This is a genomic window from Arthrobacter wenxiniae (assembly GCF_013376105.1).
Classification (GTDB): Bacteria; Actinomycetota; Actinomycetes; order Actinomycetales; family Micrococcaceae; genus Specibacter; species Specibacter wenxiniae.
Genome location: NZ_JAAMFM010000011.1, coordinates 32,352 through 52,096 on the forward strand (window position 1 = coordinate 32,352; position 19,745 = coordinate 52,096).

The 19,745-nt window shown below is 69.0% G+C and carries 14 protein-coding genes; 6 read left to right on the top strand and 8 right to left on the bottom strand.

Features of this window, described 5'->3' with window-relative positions; all coding sequences use genetic code 11:
* The first annotated feature begins 34 nt into the window (after positions 1 to 34).
* The 6 genes from G6034_RS09210 (at position 35) to G6034_RS09235 (ending at position 9,791) form a co-directional block, all read left to right on the top strand.
* Positions 35 to 2,503 (top strand): HAD-IC family P-type ATPase, encoded by a 2,469-nt coding sequence (locus tag G6034_RS09210; RefSeq protein ID WP_176634882.1) that lies wholly within the window; start codon positions 35 to 37, stop codon positions 2,501 to 2,503.
* Positions 2,504 to 2,571: 68 nt separating this feature from the next.
* Positions 2,572 to 5,397: an aconitate hydratase gene (locus G6034_RS09215; RefSeq protein ID WP_176634820.1), complete on the top strand. Its 2,826-nt coding sequence runs from the start codon at positions 2,572 to 2,574 to the stop codon at positions 5,395 to 5,397.
* 146 nt (positions 5,398 to 5,543) lie between these two features.
* Positions 5,544 to 7,535, top strand: coding sequence for a 1-deoxy-D-xylulose-5-phosphate synthase (gene dxs / locus G6034_RS09220; protein ID WP_176634821.1), 1,992 nt, complete (start codon positions 5,544 to 5,546; stop codon positions 7,533 to 7,535).
* Entirely contained in the window at positions 7,532 to 8,134 is a 603-nt protein-coding gene (locus tag G6034_RS09225; RefSeq protein WP_176634822.1) for a DUF402 domain-containing protein, read from the top strand. Before dxs ends, G6034_RS09225 begins: the two co-directional genes overlap by 4 nt.
* A complete protein-coding gene (locus G6034_RS09230; RefSeq protein ID WP_176634823.1) occupies positions 8,131 to 8,757 on the top strand; it encodes a hypothetical protein in 627 nt (208 codons plus the stop codon). Before G6034_RS09225 ends, G6034_RS09230 begins: the two co-directional genes overlap by 4 nt.
* Positions 8,758 to 8,813: 56 nt before the next feature.
* Positions 8,814 to 9,791 carry an aldo/keto reductase gene (locus G6034_RS09235; protein ID WP_176634824.1) on the top strand — a complete coding sequence of 326 codons (978 nt, stop codon included), beginning with the start codon at positions 8,814 to 8,816 and terminating at the stop codon, positions 9,789 to 9,791.
* Here the strand turns inward: G6034_RS09235 and G6034_RS09240 are convergent.
* From G6034_RS09240 to G6034_RS09275, 8 genes are all read right to left on the bottom strand, one after another.
* Positions 9,788 to 11,224, bottom strand: coding sequence for a DHA2 family efflux MFS transporter permease subunit (locus tag G6034_RS09240; RefSeq protein ID WP_176634825.1), 1,437 nt, complete (start codon positions 11,222 to 11,224; stop codon positions 9,788 to 9,790). The two genes, G6034_RS09235 and G6034_RS09240, sit on opposite strands and share 4 nt — an antisense overlap.
* 127 nt (positions 11,225 to 11,351) lie before the next feature.
* Positions 11,352 to 11,885 (bottom strand): GNAT family N-acetyltransferase, encoded by a 534-nt coding sequence (locus tag G6034_RS09245; protein ID WP_176634826.1) that lies wholly within the window; start codon positions 11,883 to 11,885, stop codon positions 11,352 to 11,354.
* A gap of 18 nt (positions 11,886 to 11,903) precedes the next feature.
* Complete coding sequence (locus tag G6034_RS09250; RefSeq protein ID WP_176634827.1) at positions 11,904 to 12,725, bottom strand: SDR family oxidoreductase; 822 nt, start codon at positions 12,723 to 12,725, stop codon at positions 11,904 to 11,906.
* A complete protein-coding gene (locus G6034_RS09255) occupies positions 12,722 to 13,927 on the bottom strand; it encodes an acyl-CoA dehydrogenase family protein (protein WP_176634828.1) in 1,206 nt (401 codons plus the stop codon). Before G6034_RS09255 ends, G6034_RS09250 begins: the two co-directional genes overlap by 4 nt.
* Positions 13,917 to 17,012, bottom strand: coding sequence for a 3-phosphoshikimate 1-carboxyvinyltransferase (aroA, locus tag G6034_RS09260; RefSeq protein ID WP_218063754.1), 3,096 nt, complete (start codon positions 17,010 to 17,012; stop codon positions 13,917 to 13,919). Before aroA ends, G6034_RS09255 begins: the two co-directional genes overlap by 11 nt.
* Positions 17,013 to 17,130: 118 nt before the next feature.
* Positions 17,131 to 18,696: a Na+/H+ antiporter gene (locus G6034_RS09265; RefSeq protein ID WP_176634830.1), complete on the bottom strand. Its 1,566-nt coding sequence runs from the start codon at positions 18,694 to 18,696 to the stop codon at positions 17,131 to 17,133.
* 129 nt (positions 18,697 to 18,825) lie between these two features.
* Positions 18,826 to 19,188: a TraR/DksA family transcriptional regulator gene (locus G6034_RS09270; RefSeq protein ID WP_176634831.1), complete on the bottom strand. Its 363-nt coding sequence runs from the start codon at positions 19,186 to 19,188 to the stop codon at positions 18,826 to 18,828.
* A 53-nt stretch (positions 19,189 to 19,241) separates the two neighbouring features.
* On the bottom strand, positions 19,242 to 19,730 hold the full coding sequence (locus tag G6034_RS09275; protein WP_176634832.1) for a Rieske (2Fe-2S) protein: 489 nt from the start codon (positions 19,728 to 19,730) through the stop codon (positions 19,242 to 19,244).
* Positions 19,731 to 19,745 lie beyond the last annotated feature (15 nt).

Consider the following 19,745-nt stretch of genomic DNA (forward strand, 5'->3'; position numbering starts at 1 on the left):
GGCGGAACGGCGCGAGGAGCACCGCAGGACAGCCATGGCCTTGGCCCGGGCCGCGCTGGCACCGGTGGACGCGGCGGAGCTTGAACGCAACGGACTGGACGCGGCCCAGGTGCGGGAGCGGCAGGACGCCGAACTCGGCAACGCCGTCGCGCAGGGGAGCAGCCGCAGCATGTGGGCCATCGTCCGCGCCAATGTGTTCACCCTGTTCAACGCCGTGCTGGGCAGCGCCCTGGCCCTGGTGCTCCTGGTGGGCGATCCCCGGGACGCGCTGTTCGGCTTCATCGTCCTGGCCAACGCGGCGATCGGCGTGGTGCAGGAGTACCGGGCCAAGCGGACCCTGGACCGGCTGGCCGTGCTGCACGCGCCGAGGGCCCTGGTCCGCCGCGGCGGCGCTGAGCGGGCGGTGGCGGTGGCGGAGGTCCTGTTCGACGACGTGCTGCTGCTGCGCACCGGGGACCAAATCCCCGCCGATGCCGTGGTCTTCTCCGCCGAGTCCCTGGAAGTGGACGAGTCCCTGCTCACAGGGGAGTCCGACCCCGTCATCAAGGGCGCAGGCGACACGGCACTGTCCGGCTCGGCCGTGGTGGCCGGCCACGGCGCCGCCCGCGTGCACGGGGTGGGAGCGGAATCCTATGCCAGCGCCCTGACGGCCGAGGCCCGCCGCTTTTCCCTGGTCAACTCCGAGATCCGCAACTCCATCAACCGGATCATCCTGTACATCGCCTGGGCGCTGGTCCCCATCATCCTGTTGGTGGTCAACGGGCAGATGAACGCCAACGGGGGATGGGCCCAATCCCTCGCCTCCGGCCGCTGGCGCACCGCAGTCATCAGCGCCGTGGCCAGCATTGTGGCCATGATCCCCGAAGGTCTGGTGCTGCTGACCAGCATCTCCTTTGGCATGGCCGCCGTGAAGCTGGCCCGGCGCCAGGTACTGGTCCAGGAACTCCCGGCGGTGGAGGGCCTGGCCCGCGTGGACATGGTGTGCCTGGACAAGACCGGCACGCTGACGGAGGGCCGCATGGAACTTGCCGGCACCACGGTCCTCGCGCCCGTCCCCGGCTGGGAGTCCGTCCTGGCCTGGTGCGCCGCACACCCCAACGCCAACGCGACCGCGGCCGCCCTGGCCGGGGAGTTCGCCGTCCCGCCCGGGGCGGAGCCCGGCGCGGTGGTCCCCTTCAGCAGCGCCCGAAAATTCAGTGCCGTCACCTTTGGGGCCGGCACCCCGGAAGCCTGCGGCACCTGGGTCTTCGGCGCCCCCGACGTGGTGCTGGCCGAAAGCGGCGGCCTGCCGGCGGCGGAAGAGGCGCTGGCTGCGTCCCACGAGGCGGCCGGACGGGGCCTGCGCGCCGTTGTGCTGGCGCACCGTCCGGCGTCGGACGTGAACGCCGGGGAACCGGCGGGCGGGGACTTTGCGCTGGCGGGGCTGGCGCCCGTGGCGCTGCTGGTCTTCCGGGAACGAGTCCGTCCCGACGCCGCCGCCACACTGGCCTATTTCCGCGAGCAGGGCGTTGGCCTGAAAATCATCTCCGGCGACAACCCCCGCACCGTGGCCGCCGTGGCCCGCAGCGTGGGACTGGTGTTTGACGGCGACGGCTACGACGCCCGCGAGCTTCCCGCGGATCCGGACGCGATGGCGGCGGTGCTGGAACGTGAAAGCGTGCTGGGTCGGGTCTCGCCCGAGCAAAAGAAGGCCATTGTCCTGGCCCTGCAGGCTGGCGGTCACGTGGTGGCCATGACGGGGGACGGCGTCAACGACGCCCTGGCCCTCAAGCACGCCGACATTGGCATCGCCATGGGCAGCGGCGCCGCGGCCACCAAGGCTGTCTCCCGCCTGGTGCTCCTGGACGGCAAATTCTCCCACCTTCCCAACGTGGTGGCCGAGGGACGGCGCGTGATTGCCAACGTGGAGCGGGTGGCCAACCTGTTCCTAAGCAAGACCGCCTACGCCATCCTCGTCTCCATCACCATCGGCATCCTGCTCTGGCGCTACCCGTTCCTGCCGCGCCAGCTCTCCATCGTCAGCTCCATGACGATCGGCATTCCGGCCTTCTTCCTGGCGCTGCTGCCCAACGCGCGCAGGTACCAGCCCGGGTTCCTGCGGCGCGCGCTGATGTTCTCCGTCCCGGCCGGGACCATCGTGGCCGCGTGCATCATGGCCGTCTACGCCTTTGCCCGCGCGTTCCCGGACCCTGCCCTGGCGCCGGCGCAGGCGGCCGCCTCGGCGCAGACAGCCACGACCATGACCGTGCTCCTGGTCGCGTTGTGGGTGCTCGGCGCCCTGGCCCGGCCGTTCGACTTTTGGCGTTCGCTGCTCGTGGCGGCGCTCGTGGCCGGGCTGGTGCTGATCATGGCACTGCCGTTCGCGCGGAACTTTTTCGCACTCGAGATCCCGTCCGGGCCCCTGCTGGCGGTTACGATTGGCGTAACTGCAGGCGGGTGCCTTGCCGTCGAACTGCTGTACCGCTTCCTGAAGAAGCGCGGCGCGGTCTCCGAACGCGAGTAAGGGGAGCCTAACTGGCATGTGGTCCCCTGCGTGACCAAGATAAAAGTAGTGGCGAGAGGAGTCCATCCATGACTAATGTGGACAGTTTCGGTTCCAAAGGCGTACTTAATGTGGCCGGCACCGAATACGAGATTTTCCGGCTGAACTCGGTTGAAGGCGCGAAGAGCCTTCCGTTCAGCCTCAAGGTATTGCTGGAGAACCTCCTGCGCACCGAAGATGGTGCAAATATCACCGCCGGCCACGTGCGCGCCCTGGCCGGATGGGATCCAAGCGCGGAGCCCGACACCGAAATCCAGTTCACTCCCGCCCGCGTCATCATGCAGGACTTCACTGGCGTCCCCTGCATTGTTGACCTGGCGACCATGCGTGAAGCCGTCAAGGAATTGGGCGGCGACCCCACCCGCGTCAACCCCCTGGCCCCTGCAGAGATGGTCATCGACCACTCGGTGCAGATCGACGTCTTCGGCAACTCCGGCGCGATCGAGCGCAACATGGAAATCGAATACCAGCGCAACGGCGAGCGTTACCAGTTCCTGCGCTGGGGCCAGAGCGCCTTTGAGGACTTCAAGGTCGTCCCCCCGGGCATGGGCATTGTCCACCAGGTCAACATCGAATACCTGGCCCGCACCGTCATGACCCGCGAGGTGGACGGCGTGCTGCGCGCCTACCCGGACACCCTGGTCGGCACCGACTCGCACACCACCATGGTCAACGGCCTGGGCGTGCTCGGCTGGGGCGTGGGCGGCATCGAGGCTGAGGCCGCCATGCTGGGCCAGCCCGTCTCCATGCTCATCCCGCGCGTCGTGGGCTTTAAGCTGACCGGGTCCATCCCGGCCGGCGCCACCGCCACCGACGTGGTGCTCACCATCACCGAGCAGCTGCGCAAGCACGGCGTCGTCGGCAAGTTCGTGGAGTTCTACGGCGAGGGCGTTGCGGCCGTGCCGCTGGCCAACCGCGCCACCATCGGCAACATGAGCCCGGAGTTCGGCTCCACGGCCGCCATGTTCCCGATCGACGACGTCACGCTCGACTACCTGCGCCTGACCGGCCGCAGCGATGAGCAGGTCGCCCTCGTGGAGGCCTACGCCAAGGAACAGGGCCTGTGGCACGACCCCTCCGTTGAGATCCAGTTCTCCGAGTACCTCGAGCTCGACCTCTCCACCGTGGTGCCGTCCATCTCCGGACCGAAGCGCCCGCAGGACCGGATCGAACTGACCAACTCCAAGTCCCAGTTCCGCTCGGACCTGCAGAACTACATCGCAGCGGACGTCGACGCCGAAGGAAACACTGTCGACGAGTCGCTGGAGGAGTCCTTCCCGGCCTCCGACGCACCCTCCTTCACGCACCCGGGCAGCCACCAGCACGACACCGAGCGCGTGCTGGCGTCAGCCGCCGCGGGCGCCAGCGGCCGCCCGTCCGCGCCGATCCACGTGAAGAACGAATCCGGCGTCGAGTTTGAACTCGACCACGGTGCCGTCTCGATCGCCTCGATCACCTCCTGCACCAACACGTCCAACCCGTCAGTGATGCTGGCGGCCGCCGTGCTGGCCCGCAACGCCGTCAACAAGGGCCTGGTTTCCAAGCCCTGGGTCAAAACTTCCGTTGCCCCCGGCTCCAAGGTGGTCACCGACTACTACGAGAAATCCGGCCTGGTCCCGTACCTGGAGAAGCTGGGCTTCTACACGGTGGGCTACGGCTGCACCACGTGCATCGGCAACTCCGGCCCGCTGGACACCGAGATCTCCGCGGCCATCGCCGAAAATGACCTCTCCGTGACGGCCGTCCTCTCCGGCAACCGCAACTTTGAGGGCCGCATCAACCCTGACGTCAAGATGAACTACCTGGCCTCCCCGCCGCTGGTCATCGCCTACGCCCTGGCCGGCAGCATGGACTTCGACTTTGCCGTTGACGCCCTGGGCCAGGATGCCGACGGCAACGACGTCTTCCTGAAGGACATCTGGCCGAACCCGGTGGAAGTCCAGGAAGTCATGGACGCCTCGATCGACCGCGAGATGTTCACCAGCTCCTATGCCACCATCTTCGACGGCGACGACCGCTGGAAGTCGCTGGAAACCCCCGAGGGCAACACCTTCGAATGGGACCCCAAGTCCACCTACGTGCGCAAGCCCCCGTACTTCGAGGGCATGAAGGCCGAGGCGGAGCCGGTGCAGGACATCGCCGGCGCCCGCGTGCTGCTCAAGCTCGGCGACTCCGTCACAACGGACCACATCAGCCCCGCGGGCTCGTTCAAGTCCGACACCCCGGCCGGGCAGTACCTGCTGGCCAACGGTGTGGAGCGCAAGGACTTCAACTCCTACGGCTCACGCCGCGGCAACCACGAGGTCATGATCCGCGGCACGTTCGCGAACATCCGCATCCGCAACCAGCTCCTCGACAACGTGGAGGGCGGCTTCACCCGCGACTTCACTGTGGAAGGCGGACCGCAGGCCTACGTCTACGATGCCTCCGTCAACTACCAGGCTGCCGGCACCCCGCTGGTCGTCCTGGCCGGCAAGGAGTACGGCTCCGGTTCGTCCCGCGACTGGGCGGCCAAGGGCACCGCGCTCCTGGGCGTCAAGGCAGTGGTGGCCGAAAGCTACGAGCGCATCCACCGCTCCAACCTGATCGGGATGGGCGTCCTGCCGCTGCAGTACCCGGCCGGCCAAAACGCTCAGTCGCTGGGGCTCTCCGGCACCGAGACGTTCTCCGTCGAGGGCGTGACCGAGCTGAACAACGGCACCACGCCGAAGACGCTGAAGGTCACCGCGACCGCCGAGGACGGCAACGCTGTCAGCTTCGACGCCGTGCTGCGCATCGACACGCCAGGCGAGGCGGACTACTACCGCAACGGCGGCATCCTGCAGTACGTGCTGCGCCAGATCTCCGCAAACTAGCGCAGATCCCGCAGATGCAGGCCCGCAGGGGCGGGCACCCGGACGTTCCGGGTGCCCGCCCCTGCGGCGTTGCGGGGCTTCGTGTCGGGCGCCCGTGCCTTGACGCGATATTGTTAGACGTTGAGAGTTGAGCCAGGGAGGTACCAATGGGACTTTTGGAAACCATCGCGCATCCGCGGGATCTGAGCAAGCTCAGCGACCAACAAATGGTCGCGCTGGCGCAGGAAATCAGGGACTTCCTGATCAGCAACGTTTCCCAGACCGGCGGGCACCTGGGCCCCAACCTGGGGGTGGTGGAGCTGACCCTGGCCATCCACCGCATCTTTGACTCCCCCCGGGATTCCATCGTCTTTGACACCGGCCACCAGTCCTACGTCCACAAACTGGTCACCGGCCGGCACGATTTTTCCACGCTCCGCCGGCAGGGCGGCCTGTCCGGCTATCCGTCCCGGGCCGAATCGGAGCACGACATCGTCGAGTCCTCCCACGCCTCCTCGTCACTGTCCTGGGCGGACGGCATCTCCCGCGCCCGCAAGCTCAACGGCGAAGGGGAGCGGTACGTCGTCGCGGTCATCGGCGACGGCGCGCTGACCGGCGGCATGACCTGGGAGGCCCTGAACAACATTGCCGCGGACAAGGACCGCCGCGTGGTGATCGTGGTCAACGACAACGGCCGCTCCTACGCGCCGACCGTCGGCGGCCTGGCCGACCACCTGGCCTCCCTGCGCCCGGCCATCGACCACGTGCGCACGCACCGCAAGTATGAGGCCGCCATGGACTGGGGCAAGCAGCGGCTTCAGGCCGGCAACGCCGCCGGCCAGTTCGTATACAAGGGGCTGCACGCCGCCAAAAAGGGCCTCAAGGACTGGTGGGCGCCGCAGGGCCTCTTTGACGACCTCGGGCTGAAATACGTGGGCCCCGTGGACGGCCACGATGAAAAGGCCATGGAGGCCGCGCTCTCTGCCGCCAAGAACTATGGCGGGCCGGTCATCGTCCACGCCTTCACCGAAAAGGGCCGCGGCTACGCGCCCGCCCGCGCCCACGAGGCTGACCAATTCCATGCCGTCGGCGTCATCGACCCGGAAACCGGCGTGTCGGTGGAGGCGTCCGGCGGGACGTCGTGGACGGGCGTCTTTGGCGAGGAAATCGCCCGCATCGCCGACGAACGTCCCGACATCGTCGGCATCACCGGCGCCATGCTGATCCCCGTAGGCCTGCAGAAGATGGCGGAGCGGCACCCGGGGCGCGTGATCGACGTCGGCATCGCCGAACAGCACGCCCTCACCATGGCCGCGGGCATGGCCTTTGGCGGGCTGCACCCCGTGGTGGCCATGTACGCCACCTTCCTCAACCGCGGCTTCGACCAGCTGCTCATGGACGTGGCGCTCCACAAGGCCGGCGTCACGGTGGTCCTGGACCGCGCCGGCGTGACCGGGCCCGACGGCGCCAGCCACCACGGCATGTGGGACCTGTCGATCCTGCAAATAGTGCCAGGGCTGCACCTGGCCGCCCCGCGCGACGCCGAGCGCCTGCGGGAGGAGCTGCGCGAAGCCGTCGCGATCCCGGACGCACCCACGGTGGTGCGCTATTCCAAGGGCAAGGTGGGGCCGGAGGTCAAGGCCGTTGAGCGCCTGGCCGACGGCGTCGACGTCCTGGCCCGCACGGACCACGCCATGCCCGGGATCGGGGGTGCCGACGACACCGACGTGCTCATTGTCAGCGTCGGCGCCATGAGCGAATTGGCCCTCGACGTGGCCGCCCGCATCAGCGCACAGGGCATCACCTACACCGTGGTTGACCCGCGCTGGGTGCTGCCCGTCCCGAGGTCCATCCTGACACTGGCCTCGCGCCACCGGATCGTCATTGTCATTGAGGACGGCGTGCGCGCCGGCGGCGTGGGCTCGCGCATCCGCCAGGAACTGCGCGGCGCGGGGGTGGATACCGCCCTGAATGAGGTGGGACTGCCGGTCGAGTTCCTGGACCACGGCACGCGCGCGGAAGTCCTTGAACGCACCGGCCTCACCGCCCAACGGGTGGCGCAGGACGTGGTGGAACAGGTCCTCGGCACGAAGGTGCCGTTCGCCCGGCCGCTGCCCGGCCAGCCGGCCCCGCGCACCGGACAGCTGCCCATCCTGTGACGGCGACGCACCACGCGGCCGCGCCGCACCACGCGGCCCGACCGGACGCCCGCCGTGACGGGGAGCCCGCACCGGGCGAGCTGGTGGTTGCCCGCAACCGCAAGTACAACGGCACGGCACACTGGGTGGTGCCGGGACGCTGCCTGGGCAGCGACGTCCACGGGCACTGGATCTTCCAGGGCACGGGTGAGTTCATCTCCCGCCCCGGCGCCGCGCTCTACACGGCATCGGACGCCGTCCTCCTTGTCCCGCACTCCGGGGACTGGGTGGCGACGTTTTACGACGGAACGCATCCGGACGGCGTCGAACTCTACATCGACCTGGCCTGCGAGCTGTCCTGGCACCGGATCCGGCCCGCCGTGGTCGAATTCCACATGGTGGACATGGACCTGGACGTGGTCCGCACCCGCGAACGCGGCCTCTATCTGGACGACGCGGACGAATTTGGCGAACACCGCGTGCAAATGAACTACCCGGCCGAGCTGTGCACCCGCATGGAATCGGCCGCAGCCGCCCTGATGGACGCCGTCGCGTCCCGACAGGCGCCCTTCGACGGCCGCGACGCGGCCTGGTTCACCCTGGGAAGGACACTGCCATGAGCGACACCGAGGACTTTGCGGAGGCCACATCCGATCCCAACATTGTGCGCCTTTACCGGACGGACGGCGACGGCACGCTGGTTTTTCGGGAGGCGTGGGTAGACGCGGGGGAGGCCGGGGGCGACGAGACGTGGTTTGTGGTCAACCACGGCCCTGTGGGGCGCCAGAGCACCTCGGAGGAGTCGGCCGTCGGCTCCGTGGGGGAGGCATACCGGCTCCTGGCCGCCTTTAGGGAGCAGGCCCTGGCCGACGGCTACGCCGAACTGGCCCGCGACGAACAGTTTGCCGTGGTGGCCCAGTTCGCCCTCAAGAGCGCCCGGGTCACCGACCGGGACCGTTACCTGGAGGAGAAGGCCCGCGAGGCGCTGACCGCGCACCTGGCCTGGCGCGGCAGCGGCATCGTGGAGAAGACCGAGTTCACGGACGGCCCGCACGGAACCGGCAGGCTGAACATCCACATCCTGGCGCCGGACGCGGCCCGGGCCGTGGCCAACGTCAAGGTGTGCATCCGCGAGGAGAAGCTCGACTTCACGAAGTTGACGATCGCCACGGCACCCGCCAACGACCTCGGGGCCCTCAGGACGAAGCACTCCCCGAACGGTTCCACCGCCTTCCACCTCTGACAACTGCCGCGGGCCGGGTGGGGCGGGGTGCCGTGGTTGTTGGCTAGGGTGGAACCATGACTGATTACCGCCAAGTGGGCGCCTCCGGACTGACCGTTTCCACCGTGGGGCTGGGGTGCAACAACCTAGGCCGCAGCGACACGGTGACGCAGACACAGGAGGGGAGCAACGCCGTCGTCCATGCCGCGCTGGACGCCGGCATCACCCTGTTTGACGTGGCGGACACCTACGGCAAGACGCCCGGGCTGAGTGAAACCATCCTCGGGAAGGCGCTGGGCGCCGAACGGGCCAACGTCGTTGTGGCCACAAAGTTTGGGTTGGACGCCGCGGGCGTCAACGGCGTGGACTGGGGCAGGCGCGGTTCGCGCAAGTACATCATCCAGTCCGTGGAAGCCTCGCTGCGGAGGCTGGGCACCGACTTCATCGACCTGTACCAGTTCCACACGCCGGACCCCTTCACACCGATCGCCGAGACCATCAGCGCCATGGACCGCCTCATTCGTGACGGCAAGGTCCGGTACATCGGCCACTCCAACATGGCGGGCTGGCAGGTGGCCGAGGCCGAGTTCACGGCCCGCGGGCTGGGCGGAAGCCGCTTCATTTCCAGTCAAAACCACTACAACCTGCTGGACCGGCGCGCCGAGCTGGAAGTGGTGCCGGCCGCGGAGGCCTACGGGCTGGGCGTGCTGCCGTACTTCCCGCTCGCCAACGGGCTGTTGACGGGCAAGTACAGCTCCGGCAAGGCGCCCGAGGGCAGCCGGCTGACACACACGCGCCAGCAGCTGATGGCCAGTGCCGACTACGGCCAGCTGAAGGCCTTCGGCGACTTCGCCGCCGCCCGCGGGCTCACGGAGTTGCAGGTGGCGTTTTCGTGGCTCGCGGCCCAGCCGTCGGTGGCCAGCGTGATTGCCGGGGCCACGACGCCGGACCAGATCCGGCAAAACGCCGCCGCGGCCTCCTGGAAGCCCGCCGCGGAGGACCTCGCCGCCCTGGATGGCATTTTCCCCCGGGCGCCGAAGGTGGCCCTGTTCTAGACGTTCCCGGGCGCCGTGCGGCGCATGAGGGCGGCAAGGACGACGGCGCCAAGCGCCATGAGCGTCGCCGCCAGGAACGCCGCGCGCATCCCTGCAACGGGGTCGCCCCGGGCGGACACCAGCGCGTAGATGGAGACCAGCAGGGCCGTTCCGGCTGCCCCGGCCACCTGCTGCAGCGTGCTCATGATGGCCGAGCCGTGTGAATACAGCGCCGGCGGCAGCGGGTTCAGGCCTGTGGTGAACGCTGGCGTGAACAGGAGCGCCAGGCCCAGGTTGAGTGCCGTCTGGACCGCGGTGATCCACCAAACGGCCGTGTGGGCGTCCAATTGGGAGTATTGCCACAGGCACAGCACCATGAGCACGGAGCCGGAGACCGTCAGCGGCAGGGGCCCGATCTTGTCGAACAGCCGCCCGATCAAGGGCCCCGAGAGTCCCATGATGAGCCCGCCTGGCAGCAGGATCAGGCCCGTCGCCAGGGCGGCGACGTGGCGGACCGACTGCAGGTAGATGGGCAGGAGCAGGATGCCGCCGAACAGTGCCATCATGGCCACCACCATCAGCAGCGTGGAAACGGTGAACATGCGGTACCGGAAGGCCCGCAGGTCGAGCAGGGGGGCGCCGCGGCGCTGGAGCCGCAGCTGCCGGGCCACGAAGAGTGCCATGGCGGCCGTGCCGACGGCCAGCGCCGCGATGGCGGGAACATTGGGCCCGCTGCCCGGGGTCTGTGCGCCGATCTGGCTCAGGCCGTACACCAGGGCGCCGAAGGCGGGGATTGTCAGGGCGACCGACCCGGTGTCGAGGCGCTGCCGTTCCGTTTCCCCCACATTGCTCAGGCACCGGGCGCCCACGGCCATGACCGTCAAGGCCACCGGCAGGACAAAAATGAACAGGAAGCGCCAGGAAAAGTGCTGAAGAATGAAGCCGGAGACCGTGGGGCCAAGGGCCGGGGCGACCGAGATTGCGATGGTGACGTTGCCCATGACCATGCCGCGCCGGGCCACTGGCACCAGAGTCAGGATGGTGGTCATCAGCAGCGGGAGCATGATCGCCGTGCCGCAGGCCTGGACGACGCGGGCCCACAGGAGGATGGGGAAGCCCGGGGCGCACGCGGCCATCGCCGTGCCGGCCGTGAAGAATCCGGTAGCCGCCATGAAGGCCTGCCGGGTGGTGAGCCGTTGCAGGATGAAGCCGGTGGTGGGAATGACCACGGCCATGGTCAGCATGAAGCCGGTGGCCAGCCATTGCACGGTGCTGGAGCTGACGCCCAGGTCCGTCATGAGGCGCGGCAATGCCACGTTCATGATGGTCTCGTTCAGGATGACGACGAACGTGGCGGCCAGCAGCGTGGCGATGATCGTGACGGACCGGCGCGACAGCCTGGCCGTGGGATCAACCGCGGATTGGTTGACAGTGCTGGAAGTGTCCCGTGACATGGAGGACCTTAAGGGTGGAAAGCCGGGCGCGGGGGCGGCGCGAACAGATTACATATCCTATGGTCCGGCGTGAGGCTTGTCGAGACCCCGGCCGGGGCCGCTGGTCGAGCCTGTCGAGACCCCTGCATCAGCCGTGCAGGACTTTCTGGTACAGCACGTGGTCCTGCCAGGACCCATTGATCCGGATGTAGTTCGGGGCGGTCCCGATCTCCGCAAAGCCGTTGCGTGCCAGCACCTTCCGGGACGCCGTGTTGTGCACCAGGGTCCCCGCCTGCAGCCGGTGCAGGCCCAGCTCCGTGGCGAAAGCGCCAACGAAGCCCACGGCGGTGGTTGCCAGGCCGCGCCCCTGCCGGTCCTCGGCCACCCAGTAGCCGACGTGCCCGTTCTGGAACGCGCCCCGGACCACGTCGGTGAGGGAGATGCAGCCGGCCAGCCGGCCGGCGTCGACCACGGCCCAGAAAAAGCTGCGCCCGGCGGCCTGTTCGGCCAGCGACACGGCCAGGCGCTCCCGCTGGCCCGCCGCCGTGTAGAAGCTTTCCGGCCGGACGGGTTCCCACGGCTGCAGGTAGGCCCGGTTGCGGGCGTGGCAGCGGGCCAGGGCGGCGGCGTCGGAAAGCGCCAGTGGGCGGATGGACACGGAGTCCTGAAGCGCAGCGGTCATGGCTTCCAGCGTACGCGCCTACCCGCGCGTGGGCCGGTCCGGCAGCGTCAGCGGCTCCGTGACCTGGTGGTAGTAGGGGGCGGCCGCCACGGTCATCCCGCCGTCCACCACCAGGGTCTGTCCGGTCATGTAGGCGGACTTGTCGGAGAGCAGGAATTCAATGGCGTTGGCCATGTCGGCCACGGTGCCGGGACGCCCCAGCGGGATGGTTTCCAGCACCCGCTCCATCGGGGCCATCCCGGGCATCCCGTAAAAATAGTCCAGGGAGTCGGACTGGATAAGCCCGCCGTTGACCCCGTTGACATTGATCCCGTAGCCGGCAAACTCCACGGCCATGTAGCGGATGAACGATTCCACGGCCGCCTTGTACGGGCCCAGCGCGGCATAGCTGGCGAAGCCGCGCATGCTGCCGTAGCTGGTCACGGCCACGATCCGCCCGCCGTTGTCCATGAGCTTCACGGCCTCCTGGGCGCCCAGGACAAAGGGGCGCAGGTTCACGGCGTGGGAGCGGTCCAGGTGATGGACCTTCAGGTCCACGATCTTCTTGAACGCGGCGGCGGCGGCATTGTTGACGAAGTAGTCCAGGCGGCCGTACTCGGCTGCCGCGGCGTCGAACAGCCCCATGATGCCGTCCGGGTCCTCGACGTCGGCCTTGACCGAAATGGCCTGCCCGCCCAGCCGGCGGGCCTCGGCAGCCACGTTGTCCGCCAGTTCCGCGTTCCGCCGGTAATTGACGACGACGGCGGCCCCCTCCGCGGCGAGCGCCAGCGCCAGGTGCCTGCCGATCCCGCGCGACGAGCCGGTGATCAGTGCTACTTTTCCGCTGTACTTTCCGCTCACGCGTCCGCCTCTTCCCTTGCTGCCGCCCGGTCCAGGAGATCCTTTGCAATGACTGCTTTCTGGATTTCGTTGGTGCCTTCCTCAAAGCGCTGGGCCCGGGCGTCCCGGTACACCCTCTCGATGGGCTCGGACTTCCAGTAGCCAAGCCCGCCGTGCACCTGCAGGGCCTTGTCGGTGACGCGGGTGAGCATGTCCACGGCTGTCAGCTTCGCCATGGAGGACAGGGCCGCGGCGTCGCCGGCGCCCGCTTCCCACTGCGCGGCGGCGTGCATGACCAGGGCCCTGGCGGCCTGGATGTCGGCCGCGTTTTCGGCGAGCATGAAGGCAATCGCCTGCCGCGCGGCAATGGGCTTGCCGAACGTGACGCGCCGGCGGGCATAGGCCACGGCCAGTTCCTGCGCCCGCTCGGCGAGCCCGACGCAGCTCATGCCCACCGAGATCCGGCTCGGCGTCAGGAAGCCGCCCAGGGCAATGGCGAGCCCGTCGCCCTCCTGGCCCAGCCGGTTGGCCACGGGCACGGGCGTGTCGCGGAACGTCAGCCGGGCGTGGTCGGTGCCGCGCACGCCCATGGTGTTCGAGGTGTCCTCCACGGTGGCGCCGGGGGAGTCCCTTGCCACCAGCAGCCCCACGGTCCCGTCCTTGCCGCGGCTGCCTTCCAGCCGGGCAAACAGCAGCCAGTAGTCGCAGTCCACGCCGAAGGTGATCAGGTGCTTGGTGCCGTTGAGAAGGTACCTGTCCCCGTCCCGGCGCACCGTGGAGGTGATGTCCGCCCCCGTGCCGTTGTCGGGTTCGGTGAGCGTGAAGGCCACGGTGATGTCACCGGCCACCGACGGCACCACAAAGCGCCGCCGCTGGTCCTCCGTGGCGTGCGGGTTCATGGAGCGCCACGTCCCGTTGACCACGTGGACAATCATCCGGATGGAGGCGTGCGACCTGGAGAACACCTCCATGAGCCCCATCCACTGCGTGAAGGAGAGTCCCGCCCCGCCCAGCGCGCGTGGCGCGGCCAGGCCCAGGAAGCCGCGCTCCCGCAGCTCAGTGCGGAGGGTCTGCGGCACAGTGCCGGTGGACTCGATCACGCCGGCCCATTTTTCGCCCGGCCCCTCGACCCAGGCCGTCACCTCGGCCAGCAGCCGCGCATATTCTTCACGGTCCACGGCCGTGCCGCGCCCGTCCAGTCCGGCCAGCCGGTCACCCGCCATGGCTGCCGTCCCCTTCTTCCGGGTTCCAGGGGTCGGACGACGCCGGCCCCTGCCCGGGTGCCGGTCCCGCCCCTGGATGGGGCGCCAGTTGGGCGGCGCGTTCGCGCAGCATGAACTTCTGGACCTTGCCCACGGCGTTGCGCGGGATTTCACCGACAATCTCGAGCCGTTCGGGCCAGTAGTGCTTGCTGACGCCGTGCCCGTCAAGGAAGCCCTGCACCCCGGCGAAGTCCAGGCTGGCGCCGGGGACCAGCGTGGCGAAGAGGCAGGCACGCTCGCCCAGGCGCGGATCGGGCATGGCCACGATGGCCACCTCCGCGATGGCGGGGTGGGTGTGCAGGAGCTGTTCGATCTCGTAGACGGGCAGCTTCTCCCCGCCCCTGTTGATGATGTCCTTCACGCGGCCCGTGATGCGCAGGTAGCCGTCGTCGTCCAGGGTGGCAACGTCGCCCGTGCGGTACCAGTGGTCGGCGGTGAACGTTTCGGCGGCGAGCCCGGGCCGGTCCAGGTACCCGTCGAAGACGGTGTCGCTGGAGATTTCGAGGTTGCCGTCGGCCCCCGGGGGAAGGGGGCGGCCGTCGTCGTCGATGATGCGCAGCCGGACGCCCGGCAGCGCCCGGCCGTCGGTGCCCCAGGCCTTCGCCGGGGGGTCGTAGGGTGCCGACAGGGTGGCGAGCCCCGTTTCGGTGGTGCCAAACGCGCCGCAGACGGCCGAGCCGAGCACGCGGGTGGCGCGCTCTGCCAGGGCGCGGGGGACGGCGGCTCCGGTCACCACGAAGGTGTGCAGCCGTGTGGGCGCGGTTCCGCCGCGTTCCACGGCGTGCACCAGGTCGGTCAGGAACGGGGTGGCCGCCTGGACAAAGCTGCCCTCCCAGTTCCGCAGGACGGCCAGGGCGCGGTCCGGGTCCCACACGCTTTGGACAATCTGCGGGGCGCCCAGCACGAACGCCAGCCACATGCCGTAGAGGAAGCCGGTCTGGTGTGCCAGCGGCGAGGGGATGAAGACGGTGTCGGAGCCGTCCAGGCCCAGCTGGGCGGCCTGTAGCGCGGCGGCCCGTGACAGGCGGCGGTGGGTGTGGAGCACGCCCTTGGGCGGCCCGGACGTGCCCGATGTCAGCAGCAGCTGGGCCTCGTCGTCGGGGCGGGGCGCGCGGGCGTCGATGGCGGCGCGGTCCACGCGGGCGGCGGCCCGCGCCTGGTGCCAGACCTGCCAGCGCACCGGGCCCGGCGAGCCGGTGCCGGGGGGCATCAGCCGTGCCGTGCCGGGCGTGCCGTGCACCACGAAAACGTGCTCCACCTTGATGCCCTCCAGCGCCGGGTCGCGGCCGGCGGCCGCCGCGTCCAGCAGGGCGGCCGTTTCATGCGAATGCTGCCGGCCGCGGAAGTTGTCGGCCACGATCAGGATCCGCGCCCGGGACAGCCGGAGCGCATACGCCATTTCCCGTTGCCGGAAGATCGGCATGATGGGGCAGATGACGGCCCCGATCCGCATGGCCGCGGCGGCAATCACCACGAACTGGCGCCAGTTGGGCAGCTGCACGGCGATCCGCTCCCCGGGCTCCACGCCGAGGGAGAGGAACACCGCCGCGGCGCGGTCCACGTCGTCGTCCAGCGCCTGCCAGCTCAGGTGCGGGGCCGTGTCCCAGCGGGCGTCGACCACGGCCAGGGCGTGCGGCTTTTCCGCCGCCCACTTGCGGATCCAGTCGGAGGCGGTGAGCTCCCCGGCGGACTCTGCCCGGGCCAGGGCGTCGCTGACGGCGGCCTGCTCGGCCAGCGCCGCCGTGCGGCTTTCGCGCGCCGGACCGGCCTCCACCTCCATGTCCAGCCCCAGTGTCTGCATGGCGTCCAGGAACATCGGGTAGGAGATGCGGTACGCATTCGGGTAGGTGAGCAGGGAACGGCCCTCCGCGGCGGAGGCGGCGACGGCGAGTGACATCAGCACCCGGTGGTCGTTGAAGGACGAGAGGTGCGCGCTGGCCAGGCGCGGCACACCGCGGACCCGCAGGTCCGTGCCGTCAAAGTCCAGGTCCGCGCCCATGGAGTTCAACTGCAGCATGGCCACCACACGGTCGGACTCCTTCAGGCGCACGTGCTCCACATGGTGGAACACGCTTTCGCCGTCGGCAAGGGCCGCCATCACGGACAGCACCGGCAGCATGTCCGGCACGGTGCGGCAGTCCACCTCCACGGGGGCAAGCCGCATGCCGTTGTGGCGCACGCGCACGCAGTCCGTCTCGGCGTCGTACGCCATGGGCAGGCCCATGGCGGCAACTATGTCAAGGAGCTCGGATTCGGGGTGGTCGGTCCCGTTGGAACGGGTCTGGCGCAGGCCCTTGAGCAGGACGTCGGCGGGGTGGAGCCCAGCCACGGCGAGGCCGAACGCGGCCGAGCCAATGTCCGGGGGCAGCACGAGGTCGACGGGGCGGGCCTGCTGGTTGGGCGGGATGGTGAACCGCTGCCAGTCGTCGGAGACGTCCACCCGCAGGCCGAACTGGCGCATCATGCGCACTGTCAGCTCCACGTAGGTGCGCTCATTCAGCGGCCCGTCCACCACCACCGAGGTCTCGTCCAGCGCGAAGGGCGCGGCCATGACCAGCCCGGACACCCATTGGGAGAGGGTGCCGGCAATGTGCACCAGCCCGCCGGTGGGCCGCCGCGCCTTCACCTGCAGGGGCGGGCAGTCGTTGGGCGAATGCGCCTCAATGCCCATTTGCCGCAGCCCGGCCAGGAGGGGGCCGATGGGCCGGTGCGCGAAGTACTTTTGCCCCTTGACGGTCACATCCCTGTCGGCCAGGGCGGCCAGCCCCACCAGGAAGTACAGGGTGGTGCCGGAGCTGCCCGCGGACACGGCCCCGTTGCGGGCCCGGTAGGGCCCGCCGTGGACAATGAACGTGTCCCCGTCCACATCAATCCGTGTGCCGAGGGAGCGCAGGGCGGCGACGGTGTACTGGACATGGCGGGCGTCGCTGAGGCCGTGGATCCGGCTGGTGCCGGGCGCCAGGGAGGCCAGGATCAGCGCGCGGTGGGCGTGGTATTTCGAGTTGGGGACCAGAACGGTCCCGCGGACAAGGTCGGTGGTTCCCACGACTGACAAATGCACAATTCGCACCCGATTCCCATGATCAAGGTTTCTGCGTCTGCCCGCACGGGGGCTTTGCTGCCAGCCTACGCGTTGACGGCGGGAATGGGCAGGGGCGTATTTGTCAGTCCGGCACCAGCATGGTGCGCAAATCCAGGCGGCGCAGCACCTGGTCGGCAGCCACCGTGTCCGAGCCCGTTTCGCCGCGTGCGGTCACCATTTCCTGTCTGGCCGCGTCGAGGGCCAGGGACTGGACGGTGATGGCCCAGCCCCGGAACTCGGAGCGTTCCTCCTTGACCGCGACGGTGGGCGTGCCGGCCAGCTCGGTGTGGAGCTGCAGCAGCTGCCTCTTGACCCATTCGATCCTCTTCTCATCCACGCCGTCGAGGAGGTCGGAAGCCTGCACGGCGGCCATGGCCGCTTCCTCCGCCCGGGAAGCGAGGTCCTGTTCCATCTGCTTTTGCGTTTCAGGCGATTCCGACAGGCCAAGCCGTTTCATCAGCCATGGCAAGGTCAACCCCGGCAGGACAAGCGTGCTCAACAAGACGGCCACGGCCAGCAGGACTATCTGCGCGCGGCCGGGGAACGGCGAGCCGTCGGCCAACGTGGACGGCAAGGCCAGGGCGAGCGCCAACGTTGCCAAGCCGCGCATGCCGCACCAGGTGAGCGCCGCAACGTCCTTCGCGTTCGACGGCGGCGCGTCTGCTCCGCGACGCCGGCTCGGCAGCACCAGCAGGGCCAGCCACGCGGCGCGGACGGCAAAGCAGAGCACGCAGATCAGTGCCGCCGGCCAGATCAGCGCTCCAATGTTCGTCTCCTGGCCTTCGATTGCCTGGCGCACTTCCAAGCCCACCAGGCCAAAGGCGATGCCCGTCACCATCAACTCCACCACGTCCCAGAAGGCGTTGACGGTGACCCTCTCCTGCGCAGCATTGGCGCGGCCGCCGCGCCTGATCTCCAAGGCCGTGACGACGACGGCGACGACGCCCGAGGCGTGGACGGAATCCGCCGCTATGTACACCGCGAACGGGACCACCAGGGTGACCGCGCTGTGCCCCACGGGATTGGTGACAAAGTCCGTCAGCTTCTTGGTGACCCAGCCGGCGGCCAGGCCGATGGCGGCCGCGCCAACGGCCCCGAGCAGAAATGAAACGATGATGCCGGGCCCAACGTCCTGTCCGGCCACGGCCGCGGCGACGGCGGTCTGGAAAATGACGATGGCGGTGGCGTCGTTGAACAACCCCTCGCTCTGCAGCACGCCGCTCAGCCGCCGGGGCATCCGGACCTTCCCGGCAATGGACTCCACGGCCACCGGGTCAGGCGGGGCCACCATGGCGCCGAGCGCAATGGCCGCCGGTATGCCAATTCCGGGGACCAACAACCAGGCGGCACCCGCCACCGTTGCCGTCGTCACCACCACCAGCGCAACCGCCAACAACACTATGCTGCGCCAGCGAACCCGGAACACGGACCACGATGACTTCAACGCGGTGGCGAACAGCAGCGGCGGCAAAAAGAGCGGCAGAATCAGTTCGGGCTCGATCTTGACCTGCGGGAACCCGGGGATGAATGCCGCACCGGCAGAAAGAATGATCATCAGCACTGGATACGGCAGACGGATGCGGTCCCCGAGGCCAACCATGAGGACCGTAGCCAGCATCAAACCAACAACCACTGCCAAGGTTCCCACCGTCAACACCACCGCTCTTTCGTTCTTCAGAGACTAAAAACAGCGTAGTCGTGAAACCCCGACGCGTCGGCGGCATGCGGGGTGGTGAGGGTGTTCGGCTCCCTCCGCAGTGCGAGGCGGATGCCGCCTTCAGTGCCCGCGCGCCCGAATCCCGGCACATGTCACGCAGTGCCTGGCCTCCGGCCGGACCTCGAGCCGTTCGGCCGGAACGGGTTGCCCGCAACGTTCACACGTGCCGAAGGTTCCGTGCGCCAGGCGCTCCTGCGCGTCCCGCAACTCAGCCAGTTGGGCTTCAACGCCCGCCAACAGGGCGACGGCCCGCTCCCGCTCCAACGTCACGGTGGAACCTTCGGGATCGTGTTCGTCATCCGCCGGCGTATCGCGGTGAGCGAGCGTCACTTCACGGATTTCGCCGCGCAGCCTCATGACCTGGCCGCGCGCGTGTTCCACGCGCGCGGCCAGTAATTCCCGGATGAGCTCTTCACGAGGCATCCCTTAGGCTACCCCGCTCGCGGCGCATGCGTCAGGACACCCATGGCGGCCGGTCAGACGCTCACGGTGATCCAGTCGCCGTCGATGGCCGCGGCAAACCGGGGCAGCGCCTCCCTGGCGGGGCCGGACACCACGGTGCCGTCGCTTCCCTTGAACACCGAACTGTGGCACGGGCACTTAAAGTCGGAACCGTCAGGCACCACCGCGCAGCCGGCGTGCGTGCACACGTCGCTGTAGGCCAGGACGGTGGCTGCGTCGGGGCGGTAGATCACCACGTTGACCCCGTTGGCCGTGCCCGCGGCGGTGGCGCCGACGGCCAGCTCGGAGATTTTTCCCACCCGCACCGGCTTCCCCGTCGTGGGGATGGGTTGCGGCGCGGACACCTTTTGGGAAGCCGGTGAAGCTGCCGGCACGCACCCGGCCAGCGCCAGGGCACAAGCGCCGCCGCAGACGGCGGTGGTGGCCCGGAGGACGTTGCGCCGGCTGGGGGACGAACCCGGGGACGTCACAGGGGGCGGCACCGGGGAAAGCTCGACAGTCATGGGATTATTCCTATC

Bases quoted from the DNA above. Each gene is read 5' to 3' on its own strand.
- G6034_RS09230 (WP_176634823.1), top strand. From the start codon at position 8,131: ATGAGCGACACCGAGGACTTTGCGGAGGCCACATCCGATCCCAACATT.
- G6034_RS09210 (WP_176634882.1), top strand. From the start codon at position 35: ATGGCCTTGGCCCGGGCCGCGCTGGCACCGGTGGACGCGGCGGAGCTT.
- G6034_RS09275 (WP_176634832.1), bottom strand. From the start codon at position 19,730: ATGACTGTCGAGCTTTCCCCGGTGCCGCCCCCTGTGACGTCCCCGGGT.
- G6034_RS09255 (WP_176634828.1), bottom strand. From the start codon at position 13,927: ATGGCGGGTGACCGGCTGGCCGGACTGGACGGGCGCGGCACGGCCGTG.
- G6034_RS09270 (WP_176634831.1), bottom strand. From the start codon at position 19,188: ATGCCTCGTGAAGAGCTCATCCGGGAATTACTGGCCGCGCGCGTGGAA.
- dxs (WP_176634821.1), top strand. From the start codon at position 5,544: ATGGGACTTTTGGAAACCATCGCGCATCCGCGGGATCTGAGCAAGCTC.
- G6034_RS09245 (WP_176634826.1), bottom strand. From the start codon at position 11,885: ATGACCGCTGCGCTTCAGGACTCCGTGTCCATCCGCCCACTGGCGCTT.
- G6034_RS09235 (WP_176634824.1), top strand. From the start codon at position 8,814: ATGACTGATTACCGCCAAGTGGGCGCCTCCGGACTGACCGTTTCCACC.
- G6034_RS09215 (WP_176634820.1), top strand. From the start codon at position 2,572: ATGACTAATGTGGACAGTTTCGGTTCCAAAGGCGTACTTAATGTGGCC.
- G6034_RS09240 (WP_176634825.1), bottom strand. From the start codon at position 11,224: ATGTCACGGGACACTTCCAGCACTGTCAACCAATCCGCGGTTGATCCC.